The organism is Streptomyces sp. NPDC006643 (genome assembly GCF_042870175.1).
In the GTDB taxonomy this organism is placed as follows: domain Bacteria; phylum Actinomycetota; class Actinomycetes; order Streptomycetales; family Streptomycetaceae; genus Streptomyces.
In genome coordinates, this window is record NZ_JBIAHA010000016.1 from 131,242 (window position 1) to 156,558 (window position 25,317).

Below are 25,317 nucleotides of genomic sequence, written 5' to 3' on the forward strand. Positions count from 1 at the left end.
GAAGTCTGACGCGATGACCATGCACGACGATCAAGTGGACGTGACCGCGGAGACGGTCGGGGAGTTGATCCGGGAACAGTTCCCGCAGTGGCGCGGCAAGGAGATCCGGTTCCTGCCGTCGGCGGGGACGGTGAACGCCATCTTCCGGGTCGGGGACGATCTCTCCGCCCGTTTCCCGTTGCGGCTGACCGAGCCCGCCGAGGTGCTGGCGCTGCTGGAGCGGGAGGCCGAGGCGAGCGCGGAGTTGGCGGGGGTGTCCCCGTTCCCCGTACCGGAACCCGTCGCCCTGGGGGAGCCCGGGGCCGGCTACCCCATGCCGTGGTCGGTGCAGACGTGGTTGCCGGGAACGGTCGCCTCGGACGCCGACGCCGACGCCGGTCTGCGTGGGTCGGACGCCTTCGCGCGGGACCTCGCGGTGTTCATCGCCGCTCTGCGCACGGCGCCCACGCGGGGACGGGTCTTCAGCGGCGGCGGGCGGGGCGGCGAACTCACGCAGCACGACGGGTGGATCGAGAAGTGCTTCGAGGAGAGCGGGGATTTGCTCGACGTGCCCCGGCTGCGGGAGGTGTGGAGCGAACTGCGGGAGCTGGGGCGCACGGGGGCCGATGTGATGAGCCACGGCGACTTGATACCGGGCAACGTGCTGGTCGTGAGTGATCGGCCGTCCCGGCTCGGGGGCGTCCTGGACACGGGCGGATTCGCCCCGGCAGACCCGGCGTTGGATCTGGTCGGCGGGTGGCATCTGCTGGACCGGGGGCCGCGGGATGTGCTCCGGCGCGAGCTGGGCTGCGACGACCTGACCTGGGAGCGCGGAAAGGCGTGGGCGTTCGCACAGGCGATGGGGCTGGTCTGGTACTACGTCGAAAGCAATCCCACGATGAGCACGATGGGGCGGCGGACACTCGGCCGCGTTCTGGAATCGACGTAGGAGTGCCGGGCGGCCTGCTGCTTTCCAATTGGAGGGTGGGAGGAATCCGGGCGTCGTCCGTTCCGGCGGGTGCGCGTGAACCGCGGGATGTCTTCGACCGTAGTAGGGGCGGCTGTCGAGTGCAGCCGGACGCCACCAGCCCCGTCACTACACCGAAGGAGCAGCCATGGACGACGCGTCGATGCCGGATTATCAGGGGGATCCCTCCCAGGACAATCCCCTCTGGGATAACGAGTTCATGGATCTCAGGGAATTCGAGAACTTCTGGGCCATGCAGTTGACGTATCTGGATCTGCAAATGCAGTCCACCCGTCTCGGAGATACGCCGCAAGCGGCCGGGATTCTCAGCGAAATGGCTGAAATGCATCCCCGGTACAGTCAGGCACACAACTATCACTACCGGCCGGAAGCGTACCGTCCGGAGCTGATTCCGCCGGTCCTGCGGCGGCAGTCCGCGACGCCTCCGGAGCCGGATTCATCGACGACTGCAAGCCGAAGGACCGCTGTGGCGGCCCAGCCGCCGGGACAGCTGACCGTTCCGGCGACGGATCGCCGATCCAGGGCGGTGCGTGAAAGCCGGCGATCGAACAGCTCGGCCGCTTCGAGTTCACGTGCGAGCCAGGGCAACAGCCAGAGCACTGAACCGAGGAAGAGGCAGAAGCACTAGCCAGTCGCACGGCCTCCCCACGAGCGACGTCAGTGCCTCGCCGAGCGACCGTAGACTCCCGGCCCTTGTGGGGCCGGGTCGAATGACCCAGTTCGGCACTCCGCCCGACGGGTCCGTACATGTCGTGAAAGGAAGGTCCGACGATGACTGAAGCGATCGTGAGGACCGGTGGGGACGGCGACGGCGGCCATCGCAAGTGACGCTCAGCTCTGAGCGGGACGACCGCGCCGGTGGGGAGCTGGTGCGGTCTCTCCTTGACAGCGGTGCCCTGACGGACGATTGGGCCGAGACCTTCAGGGCCGTGCCGCGCGCGTGGTTCCTGCCGGATCTTGTCTGGGTGTACGACATGGGCACCGGGCGCAGCGTGCCCGTGTCCCGTGTCGAGGAACCCGACGCGTGGGAGCGGGCCGCGTACGCGAATGTGCCGCTCGTGACGCAGTGGGACGACGGCCGGCACAGCGGCGCCGAGCCGGGGGTCGTGGCGACCAGTTCCGCGAGCATGCCGTCCGTCGTGGCGGCCATGCTGCGGGACCTGGACGTACGTGACGGCATGCGGGTGCTGGAGATCGGCACCGGTACCGGCTGGAACGCCGCGCTGCTCGCCCACCGGCTGGGCGGCGGCAACGTGGCGAGCGTCGAGATCGACGCCGAGGTCGTCGCGCGGGCCCGGACGGCGCTGGCGCGCGTGGGGCTGGGGCCCGAGGTGGTCCACGGGGACGGGCGGGACGGGTGGCCGGGCCCGGCGCCGTACGACCGGGTGATCGCCACGGCGGGCGTACGGGCGCTGCCGCCCCGCTGGCTGGCACAGACCCGGCCCGGCGGGGTCGTCCTCGCCCCGTGGGGCACGCACTACAGCGACCAGGACGCGCTCCTCCGGCTGACCGTGGGGGACGACGGCGGGGCGGAAGGGCCGTTCCTGCGCATGGTCGAGTTCATGAAGCTGCGTGACCAGCGGCTGGACTGGGACCGATTCCGCGCGTACGTACCCGCGGGCCCCGACTTCCCCGGTGACGCCGATGTGTCCCGAACGACCCTCACCCTGGGGGACTTGGGAGGCCGGTACGAATCCGTGCGGTTCGTCGCCGGGCTTCGCGTGCCCGATTGCGCCCATGTCGTCAACCGGACCGGCGAGGCCGCCGGGAAGGCGTGGTTCTTCGATCTGGGCGGTGGCCGGTCGTGGGCCGTCGCCGAGTTCCGCGCGGGGGAGACGGCCTCAACTGTCCATCAGTCGGGGCCGCGCCGGCTCTGGGACGAGGTGGAGGCCGCCGTGACGTGGTGGGCCGGGCGGGGTCGGCCGGGTGTCGAGCGGTTCGGGCTCACCGTCGGGCCGGACGGGAGCGCGCGGTCCTGGGGCGGTGGTGACGGGACGTAATCGTCGCAGCCCCTTGCCATGGACCTATCGAATAACGATATGCTCCTCGCGTCTTGGCATATCGAGAATCGATAAGGAGCGGCGAGATGGACACGCGACTCACGAGGACCCTGGCCTCGGTGACCTTCGTACTGGCGGTGCTCTCCGGGCTCGCGTTCCTCGGCAAGGGCGCCATACGCATGGCCGACGACGGCGACATCTGCGTGCGGACGGGCTTCTGGGCCAACGCCGCGCTGGAGGGCGGACTGCCAGTCGGCAAGGGCGTTGACGCGTCCAGCAGCGCCGCGCGGCTCTGTCAGGAAGGCCCCTCCGTGGGGCAGCGGGCCGCCGACCTCGGGGGTGAACTCCCGTGGCTGCTCTTCGGGTTCGTCGCGCTGCTGCTGTTCTCGCTGCTGATGAAGGCCGTCGTGCGGGAGGGGCCCTTCACCGGGACCGTGGCGCGGCGGCTCTCCGTGCTCGGCTGGTCCGTCACCGTCGGTACGCCGCTGGCCGGGCTCGTCGTCGGGTGGTCGCAGTCCTGGCTGGTGGACAGCATGGCGCCGATCGTGGGGTCGGGGCCGGAGGTGGCCGGGCCGCAGGTGCTGATCCTCGCCGGGCTCACCGCGGTGATCATGGGGCGGATCATGCGTGAGGGTGTGCGCATGCGAGAGGACCTCGAAGGGACCATTTGATGGCCGAAGAGGAACTTCACGGGATCCAGATCCATCTCGACCGGATCCTCGCCGAGCGCGGGATGACGCTCACCGAACTGTCCGCGCGGGTCGGGATCACCGTCGTCAATCTGTCCGTACTGAAGAACGGGCGGGCCAAGGCCATCCGCTTCTCCACCCTGTCGAGGATCTGCGAGGTCCTGCGGTGCCAGCCCGGAGACCTGATCACGCACGATCCCGAGGGGCCTTCGGCGCCGTAGGGCGGTGGCCCGGCAACGAGACGCGCCCTCCGTCGTCGTTCACCGGAGGGCGCGTCTCGTGGTGTCTCGGGTGCGATCAGGCCTTGTTCGCCGCCCACCAGGCGGGCAGCGCCGCGAGCAGGTTGGCGTACAGCTCGGTGTCCGGGAGGTCCTTCGGCGCCGGGCCCGCGTGGAAGAACGCCACGTTCGCGGCCTTCGCGTCCGCGCCGAGCTTCCTCGCGAAGTCGAAGCCCTTCGCCTCCCGCTCGCCGAACGCCACGATCTGCCAGAACAGCGGCAGCTTCGCCGCCTCGGCGAACGCCTTCTCCGCCACCAGCTTTGCCTCGGGCGCACCGTCCGTCTGGAAGATCACCAGCGCCGGGCCGGGGTTGCCGGCCTTCTCGTGCAGGGCGACGACCTCTTCCACCGCGGCGGCGTAGTTCGTCCGGCCCATGCGGCCGAGTCCGGCGTTGAGTTCGTCCACCCGGTTCTCGTACGAGGAGAGGGAGACCTCCCCCGTACCGTCGATCTCGGTCGAGAAGAAGACGATCTGCACGGTCGCCTTCTCGTCCAGCTGCGCCGAGAGCGCGAGCGCCTGCTCGCCGAGGCGCTGGGCGCTGCCGTCCTTGAAGAAGGGGCGCATCGAACCCGAACGGTCGAGCACGAGGTAGACGGTCGCCCGCTCACCGGCGAGGCCGAGGTCCTTGAGCGCGGCGCCGGCGGCCTTGTACGCGTCGACAAGGCCGGGCGCGCGGGTGTTGACCTGCGCGAGGGAGTGCGCGGGCTTGCCGGCGGCGGCCGGGGCGGGGGCGGGGGCGACGGCGGAGACCGGCTCGGCGGCGGCAACCGGCTCGGGGGCGGCGACCGGCTCGGGCTCGGGTACGACGACGGGCTCGGGGGCCGCGACGGGCTCGGCCACCGCGACCGGCTCCGGCTCCGGTACGACGACGGGCTCGGGCGCGGGGGTGGGCTCCGGGGTGGGTTCCGGTACGACGACCGCGGCCACGGGCTCGGGCTCGGGGACGACCACCGGCTCGGGCTCGGGGGCGGGCACGACCACCGGCTCGGGTACGACCTCCGCGACCGGCTCCGGCTCGGGCAGCGCCACCGGCTCCGGCTCGGGCGCCTTCACCGGCTCGGGCACGGGCGCCGCCTGCGCCGGGACCGTCGCCGTCTTCGGCTCCTCCCGCTTCGTCTGCGCCGGGACGCTCGGCTCCGGCGTCGACGTACGCGGGTTGTCGAACGCCGCGGCGACCAGGTCGTCGGCCTTCTCCGCCTCCGACCGCTCCGCCTTCGGCGGCTCCGTCTTCGTCTTCGTCGTGGACTTCTCCGCCGTCACTCCCGAAGAGGCGGCGGGTGACGGCTCCTTGGCCGGTGCGGGCACCGTGGCCGTCGTCGTGGTCGTGGTCGTCGTCGAGGTGACTGGCGTCGAGGGCTCTGGCTGATGCGTACGTTCGGTCTGGGCCGGTACCGTCGTGGCCGCCGACTCGTCACGCTCCGCACGCTCGCGACCAAACACCTTGCGCAGCAAGCTCCGAATGCCCATGGGCGAGGCCTTTCAGATGAGTTGGGTGCGGCATATATCCGTACTTGGAACAGGGGATCCGGGGGCATACCCCGACCGGAACTCAGCTTCCCTGGCCACGGCGGATACGTAAGGTTAGCGGCCACTTGGCGCCCGCTCCGGCAGGGGCGCCCCGGGACCTGGAATGTGGTGGCCGTGTGGCGGCCTCAGGACCCCGGTCGACGCACATTCATTCCGTGTTCATCTTCAGGCCGCTGAACCGGGTGCCTACGCGCATAGCGTCGCCGCCGTACATATCCCGACACATTGTCGGCGCAGGGCGCGCCGAGCAAAGCCCACCGGAGGGGAAAGTGCGCAAACTGCTGCCGCTGCTCAACTCGCACCCCGGCGGACGTTCCGCCATGACTTGCCGTTACCGCTGTGGTGACGCCTGTTTCCACGAGACGCCCAACACCAGTGACAACGAGTACGTCGGCGACGTCATAGCGGGTGCGCTCTCCCGCCGGTCGATCATGCGCGGCGCCGCCGTGGTGACCGTCGCCGCCGCCGCGGGTACCGCGATCGTCGCGGGCACCGGCAACACCCCCGCCTCCGCCACCCCTCTGGTCGGGGCCGACAAGGGCCACGGCAAGGGCGGCAAGAAGCCCGACGGCGCGCGTGGGCTGCGCTTCACGCCGGTCGCGCCCAACACCGCCGACAAGGTGACCGTCCCCGACGGCTACACGCAGAACATCGTCGTCCGCTGGGGCGACCCGATCCTGCGCGGCGCCCCCGAGTTCAACCCGAACAAGCAGACCGCCAAGGCGCAGGCCGGCCAGTTCGGCTACAACAACGACTTCCTGAGCCTGCTGCCGCTCAAGAGCGAGCGCGGCAAGCAGCTCCTCGTGGCCAACCACGAGTACACGGACGAAATCCTGATGTTCAAGGATTACGACGCCGACAACCCCACCCGCGAGCAGGTCGAGATCGCCTGGGCCGCGCACGGCCTGTCGGTCGTCGTGGTGGACGAGCAGCCGCGCAGCGGAAAGCTCACCGTCGTGCCGCGCCACGAGCTGAACCGCCGTATCACCGTCACGAGCGAGTTCCGGCTCACCGGCCCGGCCGCGGGCTCCGACCTGCTGCGCACGTCGGCCGACCGTTCGGGCAAGAAGGTCTACGGCACGCTCAACAACTGCGCCGGCGGCACCACCCCGTGGGGCACGATCCTGTCGGGCGAGGAGAACTTCAACCAGTACTTCGCCAACGGATCGAGCGACACCGACAAGCGTTACGGCATCGGCACCGCCGCCACCGAGCGCAAGTGGGAGCGGTTCGACAAGCGCTTCGACCTGAAGAAGGAGCCCAACGAGGCGCACCGCTTCGGCTGGGTCGTCGAGCTGGACCCGTACGACCCCGACTTCACGCCGCGCAAGCGCACCGCGCTCGGCCGCTTCAAGCACGAGGCCGCGCAGCCGCGCCTCACCGCCGACGGCCGCGCGGTCGTCTACATGGGCGACGACGAGAAGTTCGACTACTTCTACAAGTTCGTGTCGTCCAAGGCGATGAAGAAGGGCAACAGCCGCGCCGCCCGCGACCACAACCTGACGCTGCTGGACGAGGGCACGCTGTACGTCGCGAAGCTGACCGGCGACAGCCCCGTCGAAGACATCGACGGCAGCGGCAAGCTGCCCAAGGACGGCGAGTTCGACGGTTCGGGCGTGTGGATCCCGCTCGCCACCGGCGACGTGTCGCACGTGCCCGGCATGACCGCCGACGAGGTGTACGTCTTCACGCGCCTGGCCGGTGACAAGGTCGGCGCCACGAAGATGGACCGCCCCGAGGACGTCGAGCCCTCGCCGCGCACCGGTCGCGTGTACGTCGCGCTGACCAACAACACCGACCGCGGCGCCGCGGGCAAGGCCCCGGCGGACGAGGCCAACCCGCGCAAGGCCAACAAGCACGGGCAGATCCTGGAGCTGGCCGAGAACTGGGACGACCCGGCGGGCGACGGCTTCGCCTGGCGGCTGTTCCTGGTCGCGGGTGACCCGAAGGACCCGGCGACCTACTTCGCGGGCTTCCCGAAGGACAAGGTCAGCCAGATCTCGTGCCCGGACAACGTGGCCTTCGACGACCACGGCAACCTGTGGATCTCCACCGACGGTGCCCAGCTCGGCTCGCACGACGGCCTGTTCGGCGTGGCGACGCAGGGCGAGCGGCGCGGTGAGCTGAAGCAGTTCCTCACCGTCCCGAACGGCGCGGAGACCTGCGGCCCGATCATCCAGGACCGGCGCGTCCTGGTCGCGGTGCAGCACCCGGGCGAGATCGACGGCGCCACCGTCGACAACCCGCTCAGCGCGTGGCCCGACGGGCGCGGCAAGATGGTCCGCCCGGCGGTCGTGGCGGTCTGGCGCAAGGACGGCGGCGACATCGGCGTCTGAGTCACCTGACGTCTGACACATCTGACGTCTCCGATCGCCGGACGGGCTGTTCCCAGCCCGTCCGGCGATCGTCATCTGCGGATGCGCGGGGTCATCTGCCCGGCGGCGAGTGCCACGGCAGCCGCGCGCTCAACGTGAACGTGCCGTCCACCGAGCCGTGCCGCAGTGTGCCGCCGTCCAGTTCGACGCGCTCGTGCAGACCGGTGAGGCCCGCGCCCGCGCCGGGGATCTCCGACTCGGCCAGCCCCGCCGGCAGCGGATTGCTGACCTCGACCGTCACCTCGTCACGCGGCGGGCCCGCGTACACCCTCACCCTCACCCGTGAACCGGGCGCGTGCTTGCGGGCGTTGGTCAGCCCCTCCTGGACCACGCGGTAGGCCGTGCGCTGGAGCTGGGGCCGGGGCGCCTCGGACTCGGGGCCGATCTCCGCGCCGTAGTCCACCGTCTGGCCCGCCGCCCGCGCCTCGGCCACGAGATCCAGCAGATCGGCCATCTTCGGCTGCGGCGGGGCGGGTTCACCGCTGTCGGTGTCGGTGTCGGTGCGCAGCACGTACAGGACGTCGCGCAGCTCGTTCAGCGCCTGGTGCGCGTTGTCCCGGATGACCTGCGCGCTGTCGGCGATCTCGGCGCCGGTCAGCCGCACGCCGGAGCCCGCCTCGGACTTCCGTGTGCGGTACGCGAGCGCTCCGGCGTGCACGGACAGCAGCGAGATCCGGTGGGCGAGGACGTCGTGCATCTCGCGTGCGATGGCGGTGCGTTCGGCGCGTCTGGACTCGGCGAGGCGGCGGGCGTGCTCCGTACGCTCCCGGTCGGCGTCCTCGCGCAGCTTCAGTACGAGCAGCCGGCGGGCCCGGAGCGCGCTGCCCCAGGCGAAGAAGACCAGGAAGTAGGCGAGGACGAAGACCGCGGCGGCCCAGCCGCCCTCGTGCGGGACGGAGTAGATCAGTACGTACGGGGTGACGGCCGCGATCATCAGGCACAGCACCGGCAGCGACCGCTGCCACGGGACGCGCAGCGCGAGGTTGAGGATGATCACTATGCCCGCGCCGGTGCCGGTGTTGGTCAGGGCGCCGACGGGCACCTGGATCAGCGCCAGGGCGAGCGGGAAGCGGCGGCGCCACCAGAGGGCGAGGCAGGCGACCGCGCCGAGCGGCGCGTCCAGGGCGAGGAGCCAGTCCGGGAGGTAGTCGTAGGTGTCGAGGCGGCTGGCCATCAGCGCCCAGATGCCCGCGGCCCAGGCGAAGGCGAGAGCGTCGACGGTCCAGTCACGGGCGGTGCGGCGGACGGGGCCGGCGGGACGGCCGCCGTCGCCGCTCCCGCCGGGGAAGGCCAGCGCGCCGGGCAGTATCGACCTCGGTACGGAGTCGCGCTCGCCGCTGTCGCCGGCGTGGTCGTCCCTGTGGTTGTCCCTGTCGCGGTGCGGCCGGCCGGGGTCGGTCATGGCCCGAGCCTAAGCGGGCGCCGTCGGACGGCGAAACGCCTCGCCCGGGCCATGACGGCTCAGTGGGCGGCGGGCTTGCGGAAGCTCTCGATCAGGCTGGTGAAGCTGTCGTCGGCGTGCCCGGCCGCCATGCCCCGCTCGAAGACCGCCAGGACGGCAGCGATCAGCGAGGGGTCGACCCCGGCGTCCTCGGACGTCCGCACCACGTGGTCGACGCTCGCGACGCCCATGGCGAGCCGGTCGACGTCGCCGGGGTGCTCGCCCGCGTCGACGCGCGGGGTGTAGAAGCCGAAGAAGTCCGGCATCGAGGCGGCCGTGCCGGAGAGGTACGGCAGCATTTCCGCGGCCGTGATGCCGTGCGCGTCGGCGACCGCGAGGGAGTGCAGGAAGGCCAGCGACGTCGTCCAGAAGACACCCATCTGGAGTTGGTAGTACAGCGCGGCCAGCCCCGGGTCCTCGCCCCGGTAGTCGGTCGATGTGAGGACTTCCAGCACCTCCCGGGCGCCCTCGAACACACTCTTCGGGCCGCTGTAGAAGGTGACGGAGTCCCGTTTGCCGATCCCGGCGGGCGACACCGACACACCGCCCGTGAGGTGCCGCGCACCGTGGCCGGCCGCCCAAGTGGCCGCCGCCCGCGCCTTGTCGGGGGTGTCCGAGGTGAGGTTGATCAGAGTCCGGCCCGGCAGGGCGTCGGTGGCGGACCCGAGGACCGCGTACATCGCGTCGTAGTCGGTCAGGCTGATGACGACGAACTCAGCGGCGGACAGCGCGTCGGCCGGGGTGGCGGCGAGGGTGGCGCCCCGGGCGACCAGGCCGTCGGCCTTGCCGCCGGTCCGGTTCCACACGGTCACGGGGTGGCCGCTGTCCAGGTACGCGCTGGTCATCGCCCGTCCCATCGGGCCCAGTCCGATGACGGTGACCGACTGCTTGCGCATCACAACTCCTTCTGTCCTTCGGGTGGTTGGGGCAATCGCCCCGGATCTCTGGAGTGATCGTTCTATCCGGCGACGAGGCTAGCACCTCACTAGAGCGAACGCTCTATTTAGTGAAGATCCGAAACTCGTTGCCCTCCCCCGGCCGCCTCGCCTATCGTGGGCGGCGTCCTTGTTGTCTCCGATAGAGGTGGACGTTGCGCATCTGAGGTTCGCGATCATCACGTGGTACGGCTCCAGGCCCCGGTCTGCGCCCGTACGCCCGCGTGAATGCGACCTCGATGCATGTGCCGTCCCGGGCCTCTCGGATTTCCCGCCGCTTGGATTCCCGTCTCCCGGACAGCCGCATCCCCCTTTCCGGCTCAGGCCCGGTCGCCACGTGGTGCTCGCATACGACGCCCCCATCCCACCGCGCCCGCGAGGACCACGAACATGTCCACTGCCCCGCCCCCCAGCACCCCCAGCGCCTCCCTCACCTGCTCCGCGCTCTCCTTCCGGTGGCCGGACGGCACCCCCGTCTTCGACGGGCTGTCCCTCAGCATCGGCCGGGGCCGCACCGGTCTCGTCGGCACCAACGGCACCGGCAAGACCACGCTCCTCCAGCTGCTGGCGGGCGTACTGCGCCCCTCCGGCGGCTCGGTCACCGTCGGCGGCAGCCTCGCCCACCTCCCGCAGAACATCACCCTCGACACCGGCCTGCGCGTCGAGGCGGCACTCGGCATCGCGGAGCGCCGCGCGGCGGTGCGCGCCATCGAGAGCGGAGACGTACGCGAGGAACACTTCGAGACGGTCGGCGAGGACTGGGACGTCGAGGAGCGCGCCGTCGCCATGCTCGGCTCCCTGGGCCTCGGCGCGATCGACCTGGACCGCACCGTCGGCGAGATCTCCGGGGGCGAGACGGTCCTGCTACGCCTGGCAGCGCTGCTCCTGGAGCGGCCCGACGTCCTCCTGCTCGACGAGCCGACGAACAACCTTGACCTGCCGGCCCGCGACCGGCTGTACGAAGCCGTCGACTCCTGGCGCTCCGGCGTGCTCGTCGTGGTCAGCCACGACCGGGAACTGCTGGAGCGCGTCGACCGGATCGCGGAGCTGCGCTCCGGGTCGGTGAGCTGGTACGGCGGCGGCTGGTCCGCGTACGAGGAAGCCCTCGCCACCGAACAGGAGGCGGCGGGCCGCATGCTGCGCACCGCCGAGGCCGACGTACGGCGCCAGAAGCGGGAGTTGGAGGAGACCCAGATCAAGAACGCGCGCAGGCAGCGCCAGGACAAGAAACTCAACGCCCAGCGCAAGGCCTCCCGGATCGTCGCGGGCGGACTCAAACGCGCCGCGCAGGAATCGGCGGGCAAGTCGCGGGTCCTGGCGGAGGAGCGGCTGAGCGACGCCCGCGAGCGGCGCGAGGAGGCGGCGGACGCGATCCGCGACGACGACGAGATCCGGGTGAGCCTGCCCGGCACCGCCGTGCCCGCGGGCCGTACGGTGCTGACGCTGCGCGAGGTACGGCCCCGCTTCGGGCGGCTGCGGGAAGCGACGCTCGACGTACGCGGCCCGGAACGGATCGCGCTGGTCGGACGCAACGGTTCCGGCAAGACGACCCTGCTGCGCACCCTCACCGGGGACCTCGCGCCGCTGTCCGGCGAGGCGGACGTCCACGTACCGGCGCGGTTCCTGCCGCAGCGTCTCGACGTGCTCGACCCGGAGCTGAGCGTCGCGGCGAACGTCGCCCGCCTGGCACCCGGCACCACGGACAACCACATCCGCTCACAACTCGCGCGCTTCCTCTTCAAGGGCGCGCGGGCCGAACAGCTCGCCGGCACGCTCTCCGGCGGTGAACGCTTCCGCGCGGCGCTCGCGGCGATGATGCTCGCCGCGCCCGCCCCGCAGCTGCTGATGCTGGACGAGCCGACGAACAGCCTCGACATCGCGAGCGTGCGGCAGCTGACGGGCGCGCTGGAGTCGTACGAGGGCGCGCTGCTGATCGCGAGCCACGATCTGCCGTTCCTCGAATCGGTGGGGATCACGCGCTGGTTGGTGGTCGGGGAGGAGTTGCGGGAGACATCGGCGGACGAGGTGCGCGACGCGCTGTCGGACCGCGGCGACAGCGCCGGGAACACGGCCGACTGAACCGACTGAACCGGCTGAACCGCTGAACCGCTGAATCGGTGAACCGTCCGGATCGGCCGCCCGTGCCTTCGCGCGGCGGCTCGCGGGTACTCGTACGGCGCCGCGTCCCGCGCGCTCGGGGCCCTCGCGGTGAGCGGCGTTCCGCACGCGTCGTCGAGCTCGTAAGCTCGGGGGCATGGCCGCTGCTGAAGCTCACGCCGGGACCGGGGACCAGGGCACCGTACGCGCCGACGTCTGGATCTGGTCGGTGCGGCTGACCAAGACCCGGTCCCAGGCGGCGTCCGCGTGCCGCGCGGGCCATGTCCGCGTCAACGGCGAGCGGGTGAAACCCGCGTACGCGATCAAGCCGGGTGACGAGATCCGGCTCCGGCACGCGGAGCGCGAGCGGGTCGTCGTGCTCACCCGTGTCGTACGCAAACGGGTGGGCGCCCCGGTGGCCGTGCAGTGCTACGTCGACAACAGTCCCCCGCCCCCGCCCCGCGAGTTCGCGGGGCCGGTGGCGGTGCGGGAGCGCGGCGCGGGCCGCCCGACGAAGCGCGAACGGCGGATCCTGGACGAACTCCAGGGGCACTGAGGCCACGGCGCCACGGAGGAGCGAAGCGTAACCGCACACAGTCACCTCATGTGCACGGAAAGTAAAAGTCGTTGTCGTGGGGAAGGTCATCTTCATGAACCACGACTGTGACCAGCACCTGAGGCTCCGACTCCCCCGCCACCCCCGCAGCGTCGCCCGTGCCAGGGAGGCGCTGTCCGGGCTTCTGACCGTGCCGGGGGACCTCCCGGGGGACCTGGGCGACACGGCCGCGCTGCTGCTGTCGGAGTTGGTCACCAACGCGGTGCGGCACGGGTCGCCGCCGGGCCGGGAGATCGTGGTGACGGTGCACCGGGCGGACGGGCTGCTGCGGCTGGAGGTCGAGGACGCGGGCGACTCGCTGCCCCGGCCGCGCAGGCCCGATCCCATCGACGAGTGCGGGCGCGGGCTGGCGCTGGTCGCGGCGCTGGCGGACGACTGGGGGGTGGCGCCGAGGCAGGGCCCCGGCAAGCGGGTCTGGGTGACGCTGAAGGCACCTTGAGCGCGGGAGTGTTCACGGTCCCCGGCGCCGGCGCCGTCAGCGGCGCTGGGACGTGATCGCCTGCGCCGACCGCAACTCCTGCCGCAGCGGCGCCAGTACCCCCTTCTCGTCGTCGGCCGGCGACCACCCCTTGCGTACGTCCACCAGGACGACACTGGAGCGCACCCGCGCCGCCAGTTCCCGCAACTGCCTCTCCGCGTCGGCGATCTCGGCCGCGCCCGGCGGCGGCGCCCCGTGGTTGACGCGTACCCGCGCCGCCGTCGTCGCGTCGATGATCCGCTCCAGCGCCACGACCAGCGGCCACCAGGCGGCGGCGCGGGTGCCGGTGGGCGGCGGCTCGGTGAGGGCGCGCTGGAACTCGCTGCGTACGACGGACAGATCGCGGTAGATCACACGCCGCCGCCGTACGCGCTCGGCCTGGTTGGCCGCCGTCTCCGCCTCCGTGAGACCGGCGGTCGGGCCGAACGCGTACGTCAGATAGTCCGCCGTGTCCTCGACCGCGTCCGCGAGCCGGTCGCCGATCCGGGTGTGCCAGCTCTCCGGCCAGAGCAGATAGCCCGCGACCAGGGCGATGGCGCAGCCGATGAGGCTGTCCACGAGCCGGGGGACGACCAGCGCGAACCCCTCGTGGTTGAGCACGTCGGAGAGCAGCAGGATCACGGGTGTGATGGCCGCCGTCTGGAAGCCGTAACTCTTCGCGGAGAGCGCCGGGATGAACGCGGCGAGCACCACCATCACCGGTACGTCCCACCAGCCGCGCGGTACGTGCGACAGCACGGCGGCGGCGACCACGAGACCGGCGGCCGTGCCGAGCGCGCGCAGCACGGCGCGTGAGAAGACCGAGCCGAAGTCCGGTTTGAGGACGAAGGTGACGGTGAGGGCGACCCAGTACGAGCGCGGTACGTCGATCAGCGAGACCAGGGACTGCGCGAGACCGATGCAGAGCGCGAGGCGCAGCCCGTACCGCCACGACGACTCGCTGAGCAGCACATCACGCCCGGCGCGCCGGATCCGGACGCCGAGCGCGGCGGGGCGGCCGAGGCGGTCGTCGACGTTGTACGGGTCGGGGTCGGCCTTGTGCACGACGGACGCGGCGCGCCGCAGCGCGACATCGACGGCGCGCTCGGAGGGAGTCCCGGGGGCCGGCAGATCGAGGTCGGGGTCGCCGAGCGTGCTGGTCTCGACGGCCCGGGCCAACTCCCGTACGGCGGCCGGGATCGCGTCCGGCAGCGGGCGGCGCCGCAACTGCGCGGCGGGGGCGGCCTCCACGAGCGGGATGAGCACGTTGAGCTGCGACAGCAGCCGTACGAGGGGGCTGCGCCTGCCGTGGTCGCGGGCGCGGCGGGCGAGGACGAGGTCGTACGCCTGGTTGAGCGCCTCGGTGACGGCCTGCCGCTTCGCGTCGTAGTCGCCGCCCTCACGGGCCGCGGACTCCAGCAGATCGGCGCAGGCGCGGTAGGCGTCGGCGACGGCGGTCCGCTCCGCGATCCGCCCCCGGAACGGCCAGCCGAGCAGCGACAGCAGCAGCACGAAGAGCCCGCCGCAGGCGAACAGCAGCGGCGCCACCCACCAGGGGTCGGGCATCGGGAGACCGGCGCCGACGACGGCGTTGATGAGCAGGAGCAGCCCGGAGACGGACGCCACCGCGCCGATCGAGGAGATCATCCCGGAGACGAGCGCGACGAGGGTCAGCACGGCGACGGCGAGCCAGCCGCGGTCGAAGACGAGGGTGCCGAGGGTGACCCCGAGCGCACCCAGGAGCTGGGGGATCGCGATGTTCAGTATCCGCAGCCGGTAGGCGTCCGCGGTGTCGCTGATCACGCCGTACAGGGCGCCCATGGCGGCGAGGGCGCCGTAGGCGGGCCGGTCGTGGGCCAGCCCCACGGCGAGCGGCGCGGTCAGCGCGACGGAGGCGCGGACGACGGCGGCCCAGGGGATGGGGGCGGCCTTCGGGCGCAGGCCGCTGAGCAGCCACTCGGGAGGCGTGAGCCGGGCTGTCGGCCGGGTGGGGCGGGGAGGGATCACGGTGGTCACAGTGACGTATGGGGGCCGGGGCTGTCAGCCCCGGGCCGTCCGAGTTGCCGGGGAGCGGTGGCGGGTGTGCCCTGGAAGAGGGGCGAGCGGGAGGAGTTCTCTGCCATGGCCACTCAGGCACCGACGTCCAGGACCACGACCGGCCCCCGGCACGCACGCCCGTCGCGCCTGTCGCGTCTCCCCGGGCGCACGCGGCTCCCGGTCCCCCTCCGCACCATCGCGGTGCCGGTCACGCTGGGCATCCTGTACGGCGTCTGGGCACCGTTCATCCAGCGCCACGGCAACCCGCTCAACGCACTCCAGATCACCCTCGGCGTGGTCTCCGGCCTGGTGCTGGCCGGCCTGGTCTTCCTGCTGATGCGACTGCCCACGACCATCCAGCCCGAGCTGCGGGCGGCGGCCTTCGGCGTGGTGGCGGGAGTCTCCGTGGGCTTCCTGCACAGCCTCACGTACGCGAGTGTGCTGCGGTCGTCCGGGATCGGCCTGGCGGTGGGCGGGGCGGCGGCGATCGCGACGTTCTACTTCTTCCACACGCGGGAGAGATGAGCGGGGCGGGTTTGCGGGCGGGTGAACGTGCCGGGCGCGGCGCCTCCCGCCGGTCACTCCCAGCCGGCGGTCTCCGGGTCGACGCCGTGCGCCTCGGCGTTGGCGAAGATCACGTCGCGCAGCCAGCCGGTGAGGCCCGGCGCGAGCGCGTCGTAGAAGGCGGTCCAGCCGGCGTCGCCGACGTACATCCGCCCGAGGCACGCGTGCATCGAGTGCGTGCAGTCGAAGTACGTGGAGATCGACGCGCGGTGCCGCTCGGCGAGGGCGTTCGCCTCGGCCGAGCCGGGGGCGACACCGGCGCGCCCGGCGGCGGCGAGCGCGGTGTTCAGCGCCTCGGTCGCGGCGGCGATGTCCCGCCAGTCCTCCGGCGTCTTCCCGGCGGCCCGTTCCGCGTACTGCGCCCACTGGGCACTTTGGCCCCAGCGGTCCTCGGCCTGTTCGACCCAGGCGGGTTCCCAGTCGTCGCCGAAGATCGCGACCTGTTCCTCCGGGCTGAGCCGGATCCCGGGCTTCGACGCCTCCAGCATGTGATCGACCGCGCCGAGCGTCTTCTGGAGGCGTGCGATCCGGTCCGCGAGCTGTGCGCGCTGGCGGCGCAGATGGTCGCGGGCGTCGGCGGCGGGGTCGTCGAGGATCCGGCCGATCTCGGCGAGGGGGAAGCCGAGTTCGCGGTAGACGAGGACCCGGTGGATCCGGGCGATGTCGTCGCCCGAGTACAGGCGGTGCCCGGCCCAGGTGCGTGCGCCGGGCCGGACCAGACCGATCGTGTCCCAGTGGTGCAGGGTCTTCACGCTGACGCCGACCAGCGCGGCGGTCCGGCCGACGGCGTGCCCGTCACCCTCGTTCGTCACCATCTCCCGCACCTTACGCAGCGGTCGGCACGCCCGCGTCGGTGAGGATGTCACGCACCGGCAGCGCGACGCTCCGGGCGGCGGTCAGACCGGTGGCCGCGAGATGGGCGTCCACGATCCGCAGACCGACCGCGTATCCGGCGAAGTCCGGCAGCCCGACGGGCTCGTGGCCCATGGCGCGGGCGGTGGCGTCGCCGAAGACGTACGCGGGCAGATTCGCCATCCCCGCCACATCGATACCGGCGGTCACTGTGGCGTAGGCGTCGTCCAGTTCGGGGCCGCGCAGCGCCGTCGCCCACGGGACCATGGCGTCCTCGCCCGCCAACTCCCGTACGAACGCCTCGGCGAGCCCTTCGGCCACGACGTGTTCGCCGACCGTGACGGTCATGGGATCCCAGACGACATTGGCGTACCGCACGTTGTGGTGCAGCTCGTGCGCGGCGGCGTACTCGATCTTGGCGAGGCTCGTCGCGGTGGGCCACATCGTCAGCAGGATCGCGCCCGGGAAGCCGCCCATGCCGAAGTAACCGGCACTGCGGACCGTGAGGTGCTCGTCGTCCGGATTGCCGAGCGTGAGGACGACATGCACGGTCTCGGCGCTCCTGACGCCGGGCGCCTCCGCGCTCAGCCGCCCCCACGCGGCGGCGAGACATCTCTCGATCCGCCCCCACACGTCGGCGTCCCGCATCTGCCCGAGCGCGGCCCGGTGGCGCGGATCGTCACGGTCGACGCGGAAGCCACTGCCCGTCTGGTGCGTCCGGACCAGGTCCGTCTCGCCGAGCACGGGGGTCAGCCCGTGCCGGAGCGGGCTGAGCATGTCCCGTAGCGCGTCGGTCCGTTGTGCCACCGGGCGGCGCAGGAGATCGGCCATGGCGGACGCCGTGTCATGAACGACAATCTTCATGCGCCGGACGCTAGAACCTCCTGTTACGGGAGGAGCAAGCCGGACCCGCAACGCCCGTTCCGGGCCCGGCTCCTGGCGTCAGCCCACCGCGCCGTCGAGAAGACGGCTGTAGCGCAGGCGCAGCGCGCGCTCCGTGCTGGCCAGCGCCGTACAGACCACGACCGTGGCGTTGAGCCACGCCGGCAGGTCGACCGGTGAGTCGAACGTTCCGAAGCGTTCGGCGACCGGCGGCACCTCGCTGAGGGGTTCGACGATCTGCGGGATGAGCATGAGCAGGGCGATGACCAGGACGGTCGCCGAGACGAAACCGATCCAGCGGCTCAGCGCGGGGTGCGACCGCTCCAGACGCGCGCGGCGCCCTTCCGCGGAGTCGGGGTCCGGATCGAGCTGCCGCTCGGCCCCCTTGTCGCTCACGTAGTGGCAGCGCTTGAGTCCGAAGGCGCTCATCCGCACCTCGATGGTGCCGCCCTGGACGGGGAAGACGGCAGGGAGTTTGGACCGGGCGTGATGCCTGCCGTCGAGATACAGATCGGCCCTCAGCTCGCCCGTCTCCTTGTCCCCCCAGCGCCCGACGTCAACGGCGTAGACGGTCCGGCCGCCGTCGGGCGATGTCAGCCGGAGATAGAACAGCACCCGGCCCATCAGCTGCCACCAGCGGAAACGCTTCAGCGGTCGGCCGTCCCCGGGCTTGACGCGGCGCGCGACCCGCCGCTGGTTCCACTCCTTGAGCATGCCCGCGCTCCTCTACTCTTTCGGCTCGGCCGCGCAGGCGAGATCGCGCGCGGGGCGCTGTCCGGTGGTCAGGAAGGTGGTCGCCGCGTCGTCCGCGCACTTGTTGCCGGTGAAGAGATAGACACCGTGCCCGCCCGCGTCGGCCGTCACCATCACGGCCCGCTGCCCGAGCGCCCGCCGCAGCTTCACCGCGCCGGCCAGCGGGGTGCCCGGGTCGCGCTCGTTCTGCATCATGAGGACGTTCGACGGGCCCCGGTCACCGATCCGCACCGGCGGCTCGACCCGATCGCCGGGCCAGAACGCGCACGGGTTGATGCTCGCCGTGGACCCGCCCAGCATCGGGTACCGCAGCCGGTCGATCGCGACGTTGCGCTGATAGTCCCGGACCTTCCCCGGCCAGCGCGTGTCGCCGCAGACCACCTGGAAGCGGCTGGCCATCAGATTCTCCACGTCCCCGGGCGACGGCGCCTCGGGCACCGGCCGGCCGTTCTCGAGCGCCTGCCAGCTCATGGCCAGCAGAGGCAAGGTCGCGTCGGAGTAGAGGTAGCTGAACGTCATCCCGCGGAACAGCGTCCCGTCGATGCCGTGGACCGGCTTCGTGTCCAGCCGCGCGGCGAGTTCGTGGAACTTCGCCTTCACCTGCTCCGGCGTGCTGCCCAGGTCGTACTCGGGGTGCGCGACGGCGAACGCCGCGAAGTCGGGGAAACGGTCCTCCAGCCCACGCGCGAACATCCGCATGGCCGTGATGTCGTAACCCCCGGGGCCCAGATTGCTGTCGAGCACGATGCGATCACCGCGCTTCGGGAACAACGTCGTGTACACGGCGCCGAGATAGGTCCCGTACGACATGCCGAGATACGAGAGCTTCGGCTCACCCAGCGCCGCCCGTATCCGGTCCATGTCGCGCGCGGTGTTCGCGGTGGTGGTGTGCGGCAGCATCCACGATGTCTTCGACGCCGCGCACTGCTCGGCGACGGTCCGCGCGTTCGGCGCCTCCCGGGCGACATCGGCGGGGGTGTGCGCGTACGGCGGGAAGTTGCCGCGCGCCTGCTGTTCCGGCGTCAGGTCGCAGCTCACCCGGGTGCTCCGGCCGACACCACGCGGGTCGAAACCGATCAGGTCGTACGAGTCCAGTACCGCCTTCGGGAGTCCCGAGGCGGCGAGATCGGCGGGGAAGCTGAGTCCAGAGCCGCCGGGGCCGCCCGGGTTGGTGAGCATGACGCCACGGCGCTTCGACGGGTCGGTGCTCGCCAGCCGCGAGAGCGCGATGTCGATCTGCCGGCCGTCCGGATCGCGGTAGTCCAGCGGGACTTCGAGCGTCGCGCACTCAAGACCGGGAGCGGCCTTCTTCTCCGGGCACGGGCCCCAGCGCACGGGGTCCGGCGTCCCTACGGTGCCGGGCTTTCGTACGGTCTCCTGCGCCGCCGCCGACGCTCCGGGAATCGCGGTCGTGGTGGCGGCCACCGCCACGGCGGCGAGGGTGAGGGACAGAGTTCTGCGCATCTGATGTCCTCCTGAGGGGAGCGTGGGGGGCGCCGCACTCTCGGGCCGGGCAAGGCCTTGCCACCGGCCGCTCGTGCGCGGCGAGTTCAAGTCTTCTGCCGGGGGCGGCGCGTGGGTGGTGACATTCGTCATCGATTCGCCATGCGTTATCGCACCTTGTGGAGCGCGGCTCGTGGAGCGCACCTCGTGGACCGCAGCGTGCGGACGTGAGGCGCGTGGACCGCACCGCGCGGGCGTGAGGCGCATGGACCGCAGCCCGTGGATCGCACCCCGTGGATCGCAGCGCGCGGGCGTGAGGCGCGTGGATCGCGCCGCGCGGATCGCAGCCCGTGGATCGCAGCGCGCGGGTGCCCGGCGTTACGCGGGAGGGGCCTCGTCCGCGCTGAGCGCCTCGTCCGGGGCGAGCGCCTCGTCCGGGGCGAGCGTCTCGTCTGCGGCGAGCGCCTCGTCCGGGGTCAGCGTCGTGCCCCGGGTGAACGCCTCGTCGAACGCGCCCGCGCCCAGGGCGGTTCGGGCCGCGCGCGTGATGCGGTCGACGTCGGCGCTCTCGGCCCGGGGGAGCGGCGCCCCCGTCCGCGCTCTGGCCGCCGTCGCCGCGCCCAGCAGCAGGGCCGCCGATCCGGGGCGGCCCGCGAGGGTCCGGGCACCGGCCAGGCCCTCCAGCGCGAGCGCGACTGCGCGCAGGTTGCCGGTCGCGCGGGCCGCCGTGAGGCCGGCCAGGTGGGTGGCCAGGGCCGTGGCCGCGTCGCCGCGCTGCTCGGCGACGAAGCCGAGTTCGGCGAGGACGAGCGCGTTGCCGGCCCCGGTGGACACCTCCGCGTACCAGTCACGGACGCGTACGAGACGTGCCTGGGCCCCGTCCAGGTCACCCGTGCGACGGGCGCCGAGGGCGAGGCCGATCTCCGCGTGGATCTCACCGAACCGGTACCCCTGTTCGGCCGCCACCCGGCGGGCCCGCTCGTGCAACTCCCGCGCCCGGTCCGGCTCGCCCGTCAGGAGGGCGAGCCGGCCGAGGCCGGAGAGCCGGGAGGAGACCTCCGTGTGCAGCTCCAACTCCTCGGCGATCCGCAGCCCTTCGTGGTGGACACGGGCCGCCTCCGCGTAGTCACCGTCGATCGCGGCAAGGCCGGCCAGCGGCATGACCGACTGCAACTCGCCCCAGGGGTCGCCGAGTTCGCGGAAGATCCGCGCACTGCGTCCGCCGGCGTCGCGCACCACGGCCAACTCGCCCCGGATGGAGGCGTGCACGGCCCGCCGCCCCAGGGACGCGGCGATGCCCCACCGGTCGCCCAGGGCCTCGAAGCCATGCAGGGCAAGGGTGTTGAGTTCGTCCGCGGCGACGACGGCCCCGGCGTTGAACAGGCCGTACGCCCCGAGCCACCGCGCCGACGCGCGTCGGCGAGGCGATTCGACGGCCGCGTGGTCGCGCGCCATCGCCTCCGGGGTGGCGGGGGTGACGGGCGCGCCGCCGAGCAGGCCGAAGGCGGTGTGGAGGGCGCGGGCCTCGGCGTGGAGGGAGGCGAGGGACGGGTGCGGCGATGGGTCGGCGAGTGCCGATTCGAGGGCGCGGCGGGCCTCGTGGAGATGGCCGCCGAGGAGCCAGTACCAGGACACGGACGTGACGAGGCGCAGCGCGTCCGCCCTGGCATCGGTCGCTGTCCCCGTCCCCGTCCCCGTTCCCGTCGCCGTCGTCAGCGCCGTGCGCAGATTCGCCGTCTCCGCCCGCAGAAGCGCCATCTGCCCCCGCTGCTCCGGACCGCGCAGGCGGGGCCCGGTCTCCTCGGCCAGCCGCAGGTAGTACCGGAGGTGCCGGCCGCGTACGGCGGTGAGGTCGGCCATCTCGTGGAGCCGTTCGGCGGCGTACGCGGCGACGGACTCCAGCAGCCGGTAGCGCGGGCCGGCCGGCCCCTCCACCCGTACCACCAGCGAACGGTCCACCAGACGCGCCAGCAGGTCCAGCACCTCTTCGCGCGCCACGCCCTCGCCCGCGCACACCGCCTCGGCCGCTTCGAGCGCGCAGCCGTCGGAGTGCGCGGCGAGACGGCGCAGGACGATGCGTTCGGGGGCGGTCAGCAGCTCCCAGCTCCAGTCGATCACCGCCCGCAGGGTCTGCTGGCGCGCGGGCGCGCCGCGACGGCCCGCCGTGAGCACGCGGAAGCGGTCGTCCAGCCGGGCCGCCAGCGCGTGGACGCCGAGTGCGCGTACGCGGGTGGCGGCCAGTTCCAGTGCGAGCGGGATGCCGTCGAGGCGGCGGCAGACGGCCCCGACGACCGCTTCGGTTTCGGCGTCGGCCACCGTGAAGCCGGGGTCGGCGGCCGTGGCGCGGTCCATGAACAGCCGCACCGCGTCCGCCTGTTGGAGCGGTTCGACCGGGAGAATCGTCTCGCCGGAGACCCCGAGCGGTTCCTGGCTGGTCGCGAGTACGCGCAGACCGGGGCACGCGCGCAGGAGCCGTTCGGCGAGGCGGGCGGCCGGCTCGACCACGTGCTCGCAGTTGTCGAGCACCAGGAGCGTTCGGCGCTCCCGCAGCGCTGCCGCGACGCGGTCCCCGGCGGTCGTGGCCGCCGCCGCGTCGTCCCGCAGACCGAGCGCCGCCGCGACCGCCCCCGCGAGGTCGTCGGCGCCCACGCCCGCCAGCTCCACCAGCCGTACACCGTCCGGGAAGTCGCTCGCGCACGTGTCGACGAGACGGCCCGCCGCCGCCAGCGCCAGCCGGGTCTTTCCGACGCCGCCCGCGCCGACGAGGGTCACGAGCCGGGCGGTGGAGAGCAGCCGGCCGACCTCGTGCACGGCGTCGTCGCGGCCGACGAGAGAAGTCAGGGGCGGACCCAGGGGCGGTACGGAGGGCAGTGATACGGACGGCGGCGGTACGGAGGGCGGCGGTACGGGAGGTGTGCTCGCGTTCAGCGACGGGTCCTGGCGCAGGATCGCCGTGTGCAGCGCGCTGACCTCCGGTCCGGGATCGGCGCCCAGCTCCTCCGCCAGCAGCGCCCGAAGCTCCGCGTACGACTCCAGCGCCTCACCCTGCCGCCCGGCCCGGTAGAGCGCCCGCATCTGTAGGAGGCGCAGCCGTTCACGCAGCGGGTGCCGGGCGGCCAGTGCCGTCAACTCCTCCGCCACCTGGGTGTGTTCGCCCAGGTCGAGCCGGGCCTGGGCCTGCTCCTCCAGGGCAGTGAGCCGCTGCTCCGCCAGCCGCCGTACCGCCGTACGTACGAAGGACTCGTCCCGGAAGTCCGCGTACGCCGCCCCGCGCCACAGCCCCAGCGCCTCGTCAAGGAGGTCGACGCGCGTCCGCGCGGTGACGGCGGACCGGGCCCGTACCAGCAGCTCCCGGAAGCGGTCCGCGTCCACCTCGGCACCGGTCAGATCGAGCGCGTATCCGGCGGGCCCGAGCACCACCCGGTCGCGGCCGATCGCGCGGCGCAGCTGGGAGACCTTCCCCTGGAGGGCGTTCGCGGGCTTGCCCGGCGGCTCGGCGCCCCACAGGTCGTCGACGAGCCGGTCGGGCGGGACCGGTCGGCCCTCGTGGGTGAGGAGGTTGGCGAGCAGGGCGCGGACCTTGGCCTCGGGCACCCGTACGACGGAGCCGTCCCCGCTGTGCACGGTCAGTGGACCGAGTACTCCGAACCGCATGCCTGAACCGTACCTACCTGCCCCGTACCCCCCACCCGCAGCCGTCCCCGTACTCCCCACCCGCAGCCGACCGTCAGCGGATCATCAGCGCCCGCGCGCAGCCTGGCTTGCGCCAACACCGGCCACGAGCACAGGGAGCGGGACGGACATGAGTACGTACAAGGGGCTGAAGGCAGTCGTCATCGGCGGTTCGATGGGCATGGGTCTGGCCATGGCGAAACGCCTGGTCGAGGGCGGCGCGGAAGTCCTGCTCACCGGGCGCAACCCGGTGAATCTCAAGGACGCGCGGAACGAGCTGGGCCCGTCGGCCCACATCGTCAGCTCGGACATCGCCGACCTCACCGCCGTCGCGGCGCTCGGCGACCTGGTCGCCGAGAAGCTGGGCCGGGTCGACCACCTCTTCGTCAACGCGGGCATCGCGCGGCTGGGGACGATCGAGGAGGCCACGGAGGAGGACTACGACGCGCTGTTCGCCGTCAACACGAAGGGCGCGTTCTTCACCGTGCAGCGGCTGATGCCGCTGCTCAACGAGGGCGGCTCGATCGTCTTCACCACCTCCGTCGTCGACGGCACGGGCACCCCGGGCATGGGCGTCTACGCCGCCACCAAGGCGGCCCTGTGGTCGTTCGCGCAGACGCTGGCCGCCGAACTGGTGTCGCGCGGCATCCGCGTCAACGCCGTGGCACCCGGCTACATCGACACCCCGGGCGCCGGGATCCAGGGGCTGCCGGCCGAGGTGGTCGAGGCGTTCCAGCGCAAGGGCGACGAGCTGACGCCCATGAAGAGGCACGGCACCTCGGACGAGGTGGCGAGAGCGGCGCTGTTCCTCGCGACGGAGGCGACCTTCACGACCGGACTGAAGATGTCGGTCGACGGCGGACTCGGCAAGCAGATCGCCACACCGGAAAGCTGACTTTCCGGACACACCCCGGGGCCCGGGGGGGCCCCCCCCCGGCGGGGGGGGGGGGGGGGGGGGGGGGGTGGGGGGGGGGGGGGGGGGGGGGGGGGGGGGGGGGGGGGGGGGGGGGGGGGGGGCGCCGCCGGCGGGCGCCCCCCCCCCCCCCCCCCGCGGCCGGCGCCCCCCCCCCCCCCCCGGGCGCGCCCCCCCCCCCCCCCCCCCCCCCCCCCCCCCCCCCCGCCCCGTCCGTCGTGGTGCGCCTCTGAGAGGATCGGAGACATGACGGACATACACCTGAGCGGCGACCGGGTGGGCCCCGCCGTGACGCTGGGGCTGCTGGCTGCCTGGGTGCTGCACGATGCCGAGGAACTGGCCACCGGCCCCCGCTGGATCAGTGAGAATCTGCCGTCCCTGCGTGAGCGGTTCCCCGGCGTGCCGGAGCCGGTGTGGGGTGCCATGGCGGCCGTCGAACTCCGTGAGTTCGCGGTGGCCGTCGGGGTGATGGCCACGTTCGTCGGTTCCGCCGCCGTCGCGGGGCACCGTACGGGGGGCCGCTCCGGCTTCTACCAGGGAGCGCTGGACGGGTTCGGGCTGCACGGACTGGTGCATCTCGCGCAGGCCGCCGTCGTACGTGGATACACCCCCGGGTCCGTCACGTCGCCGCTCGTCGTCGTGCCGTTCGCGCTGTGGGCGCGGGGCCGACTGCGTAAGGCCGGTGTGTTGAAGCCGGCGCGGGCACGTGACGTCGCGATGGGGCTGGCCATCGCCGCGGGTGCCACCGCCGTCTCGCACGCCGTCGCACGCGGGGTCGTCGGAGGGCGCTGAACTCCGGCCCCGTACATGGCGGTTGG

General features: G+C 72.5%; 21 protein-coding genes. 12 read left to right on the forward strand and 9 right to left on the reverse strand.

Translation table 11 applies throughout. The features are described 5' to 3' along the window. The first annotated feature begins 13 nt into the window (after positions 1 to 13). From ACFYNU_RS22420 to ACFYNU_RS22440, 5 genes are all read left to right on the forward strand, one after another. Entirely contained in the window at positions 14 to 928 is a 915-nt protein-coding gene (locus tag ACFYNU_RS22420) for an aminoglycoside phosphotransferase family protein (RefSeq protein ID WP_356591036.1), read from the forward strand. A gap of 166 nt (positions 929 to 1,094) precedes the next feature. Further along, positions 1,095 to 1,595 carry a hypothetical protein gene (locus tag ACFYNU_RS22425; protein WP_356591034.1) on the forward strand — a complete coding sequence of 167 codons (501 nt, stop codon included), beginning with the start codon at positions 1,095 to 1,097 and terminating at the stop codon, positions 1,593 to 1,595. 196 nt (positions 1,596 to 1,791) lie between these two features. Then, positions 1,792 to 2,967 (forward strand): methyltransferase domain-containing protein, encoded by a 1,176-nt coding sequence (locus ACFYNU_RS22430; RefSeq protein WP_356591032.1) that lies wholly within the window; start codon positions 1,792 to 1,794, stop codon positions 2,965 to 2,967. 86 nt (positions 2,968 to 3,053) lie between these two features. Beyond that, on the forward strand, positions 3,054 to 3,638 hold the full coding sequence (locus ACFYNU_RS22435; RefSeq protein ID WP_356591030.1) for a DUF2975 domain-containing protein: 585 nt from the start codon (positions 3,054 to 3,056) through the stop codon (positions 3,636 to 3,638). After that, entirely contained in the window at positions 3,638 to 3,877 is a 240-nt protein-coding gene (locus tag ACFYNU_RS22440) for a helix-turn-helix transcriptional regulator (protein WP_356591028.1), read from the forward strand. The genes ACFYNU_RS22435 and ACFYNU_RS22440 overlap by 1 nt, the downstream gene beginning before the upstream one ends. A 76-nt stretch (positions 3,878 to 3,953) precedes the next feature. Here ACFYNU_RS22440 and ACFYNU_RS22445 read toward each other — a convergent pair whose 3' ends face one another. Then, complete coding sequence (locus tag ACFYNU_RS22445) at positions 3,954 to 5,402, reverse strand: VWA domain-containing protein (RefSeq protein ID WP_356591026.1); 1,449 nt, start codon at positions 5,400 to 5,402, stop codon at positions 3,954 to 3,956. Positions 5,403 to 5,731: 329 nt separating this feature from the next. Between ACFYNU_RS22445 and ACFYNU_RS22450 the strand changes: the two genes are divergently transcribed. Beyond that, complete coding sequence (locus ACFYNU_RS22450; protein WP_356591024.1) at positions 5,732 to 7,798, forward strand: PhoX family phosphatase; 2,067 nt, start codon at positions 5,732 to 5,734, stop codon at positions 7,796 to 7,798. A gap of 91 nt (positions 7,799 to 7,889) precedes the next feature. On the opposite strand, the gene ACFYNU_RS22455 is transcribed toward ACFYNU_RS22450, so the two are convergent. After that, positions 7,890 to 9,239: a histidine kinase gene (locus ACFYNU_RS22455; RefSeq protein WP_356591022.1), complete on the reverse strand. Its 1,350-nt coding sequence runs from the start codon at positions 9,237 to 9,239 to the stop codon at positions 7,890 to 7,892. 59 nt (positions 9,240 to 9,298) lie between these two features. After that, positions 9,299 to 10,174, reverse strand: coding sequence for an NAD(P)-binding domain-containing protein (locus ACFYNU_RS22460; protein WP_356591020.1), 876 nt, complete (start codon positions 10,172 to 10,174; stop codon positions 9,299 to 9,301). 429 nt (positions 10,175 to 10,603) lie between these two features. Between ACFYNU_RS22460 and ACFYNU_RS22465 the strand changes: the two genes are divergently transcribed. From ACFYNU_RS22465 to ACFYNU_RS22475, 3 genes are all read left to right on the forward strand, one after another. Next, complete coding sequence (locus tag ACFYNU_RS22465; protein ID WP_356591018.1) at positions 10,604 to 12,292, forward strand: ATP-binding cassette domain-containing protein; 1,689 nt, start codon at positions 10,604 to 10,606, stop codon at positions 12,290 to 12,292. 175 nt (positions 12,293 to 12,467) lie between these two features. Next, the gene (locus ACFYNU_RS22470; protein WP_356591016.1) at positions 12,468 to 12,866 is read left to right on the forward strand and encodes an RNA-binding S4 domain-containing protein; all 399 of its coding nucleotides are present in this window, start codon (positions 12,468 to 12,470) and stop codon (positions 12,864 to 12,866) included. Positions 12,867 to 12,942: 76 nt separating this feature from the next. After that, positions 12,943 to 13,365 carry an ATP-binding protein gene (locus tag ACFYNU_RS22475; protein ID WP_356591014.1) on the forward strand — a complete coding sequence of 141 codons (423 nt, stop codon included), beginning with the start codon at positions 12,943 to 12,945 and terminating at the stop codon, positions 13,363 to 13,365. 36 nt (positions 13,366 to 13,401) lie between these two features. Here the strand turns inward: ACFYNU_RS22475 and ACFYNU_RS22480 are convergent, their stop codons facing one another. Continuing rightward, entirely contained in the window at positions 13,402 to 15,390 is a 1,989-nt protein-coding gene (locus ACFYNU_RS22480) for an FUSC family protein (RefSeq protein WP_356591012.1), read from the reverse strand. A gap of 114 nt (positions 15,391 to 15,504) precedes the next feature. Here ACFYNU_RS22480 and ACFYNU_RS22485 point away from each other — a divergent pair, with 114 nt between their 5' ends. Next, the gene (locus tag ACFYNU_RS22485; RefSeq protein ID WP_356591010.1) at positions 15,505 to 15,945 is read left to right on the forward strand and encodes a hypothetical protein; all 441 of its coding nucleotides are present in this window, start codon (positions 15,505 to 15,507) and stop codon (positions 15,943 to 15,945) included. Positions 15,946 to 15,998: 53 nt separating this feature from the next. Here ACFYNU_RS22485 and ACFYNU_RS22490 read toward each other — a convergent pair whose 3' ends face one another. The 5 genes from ACFYNU_RS22490 to ACFYNU_RS22510 form a co-directional block, all read right to left on the reverse strand. After that, a complete protein-coding gene (locus ACFYNU_RS22490) occupies positions 15,999 to 16,799 on the reverse strand; it encodes a MerR family transcriptional regulator (RefSeq protein ID WP_356591008.1) in 801 nt (266 codons plus the stop codon). Between the two features lie 10 nt (positions 16,800 to 16,809). After that, complete coding sequence (locus ACFYNU_RS22495) at positions 16,810 to 17,700, reverse strand: DUF2268 domain-containing putative Zn-dependent protease (RefSeq protein WP_356591006.1); 891 nt, start codon at positions 17,698 to 17,700, stop codon at positions 16,810 to 16,812. Between the two features lie 78 nt (positions 17,701 to 17,778). Then, complete coding sequence (locus ACFYNU_RS22500) at positions 17,779 to 18,432, reverse strand: hypothetical protein (protein ID WP_356591004.1); 654 nt, start codon at positions 18,430 to 18,432, stop codon at positions 17,779 to 17,781. A gap of 12 nt (positions 18,433 to 18,444) precedes the next feature. Next, positions 18,445 to 19,935, reverse strand: coding sequence for an alpha/beta hydrolase (locus ACFYNU_RS22505; RefSeq protein WP_356591002.1), 1,491 nt, complete (start codon positions 19,933 to 19,935; stop codon positions 18,445 to 18,447). Between the two features lie 357 nt (positions 19,936 to 20,292). Continuing rightward, on the reverse strand, positions 20,293 to 23,568 hold the full coding sequence (locus ACFYNU_RS22510; RefSeq protein WP_356591000.1) for a BTAD domain-containing putative transcriptional regulator: 3,276 nt from the start codon (positions 23,566 to 23,568) through the stop codon (positions 20,293 to 20,295). Positions 23,569 to 23,716: 148 nt separating this feature from the next. Here ACFYNU_RS22510 and ACFYNU_RS22515 point away from each other — a divergent pair, with 148 nt between their 5' ends. Together ACFYNU_RS22515 and ACFYNU_RS22520 are read left to right on the forward strand one after the other, a co-directional pair. Beyond that, on the forward strand, positions 23,717 to 24,481 hold the full coding sequence (locus ACFYNU_RS22515; RefSeq protein ID WP_356590998.1) for an SDR family oxidoreductase: 765 nt from the start codon (positions 23,717 to 23,719) through the stop codon (positions 24,479 to 24,481). Between the two features lie 264 nt (positions 24,482 to 24,745). After that, positions 24,746 to 25,291, forward strand: a complete 546-nt coding sequence (locus tag ACFYNU_RS22520) for an HXXEE domain-containing protein (protein ID WP_356593979.1) — start codon at positions 24,746 to 24,748, stop codon at positions 25,289 to 25,291. The last annotated feature ends 26 nt before the right edge of the window (positions 25,292 to 25,317 follow it).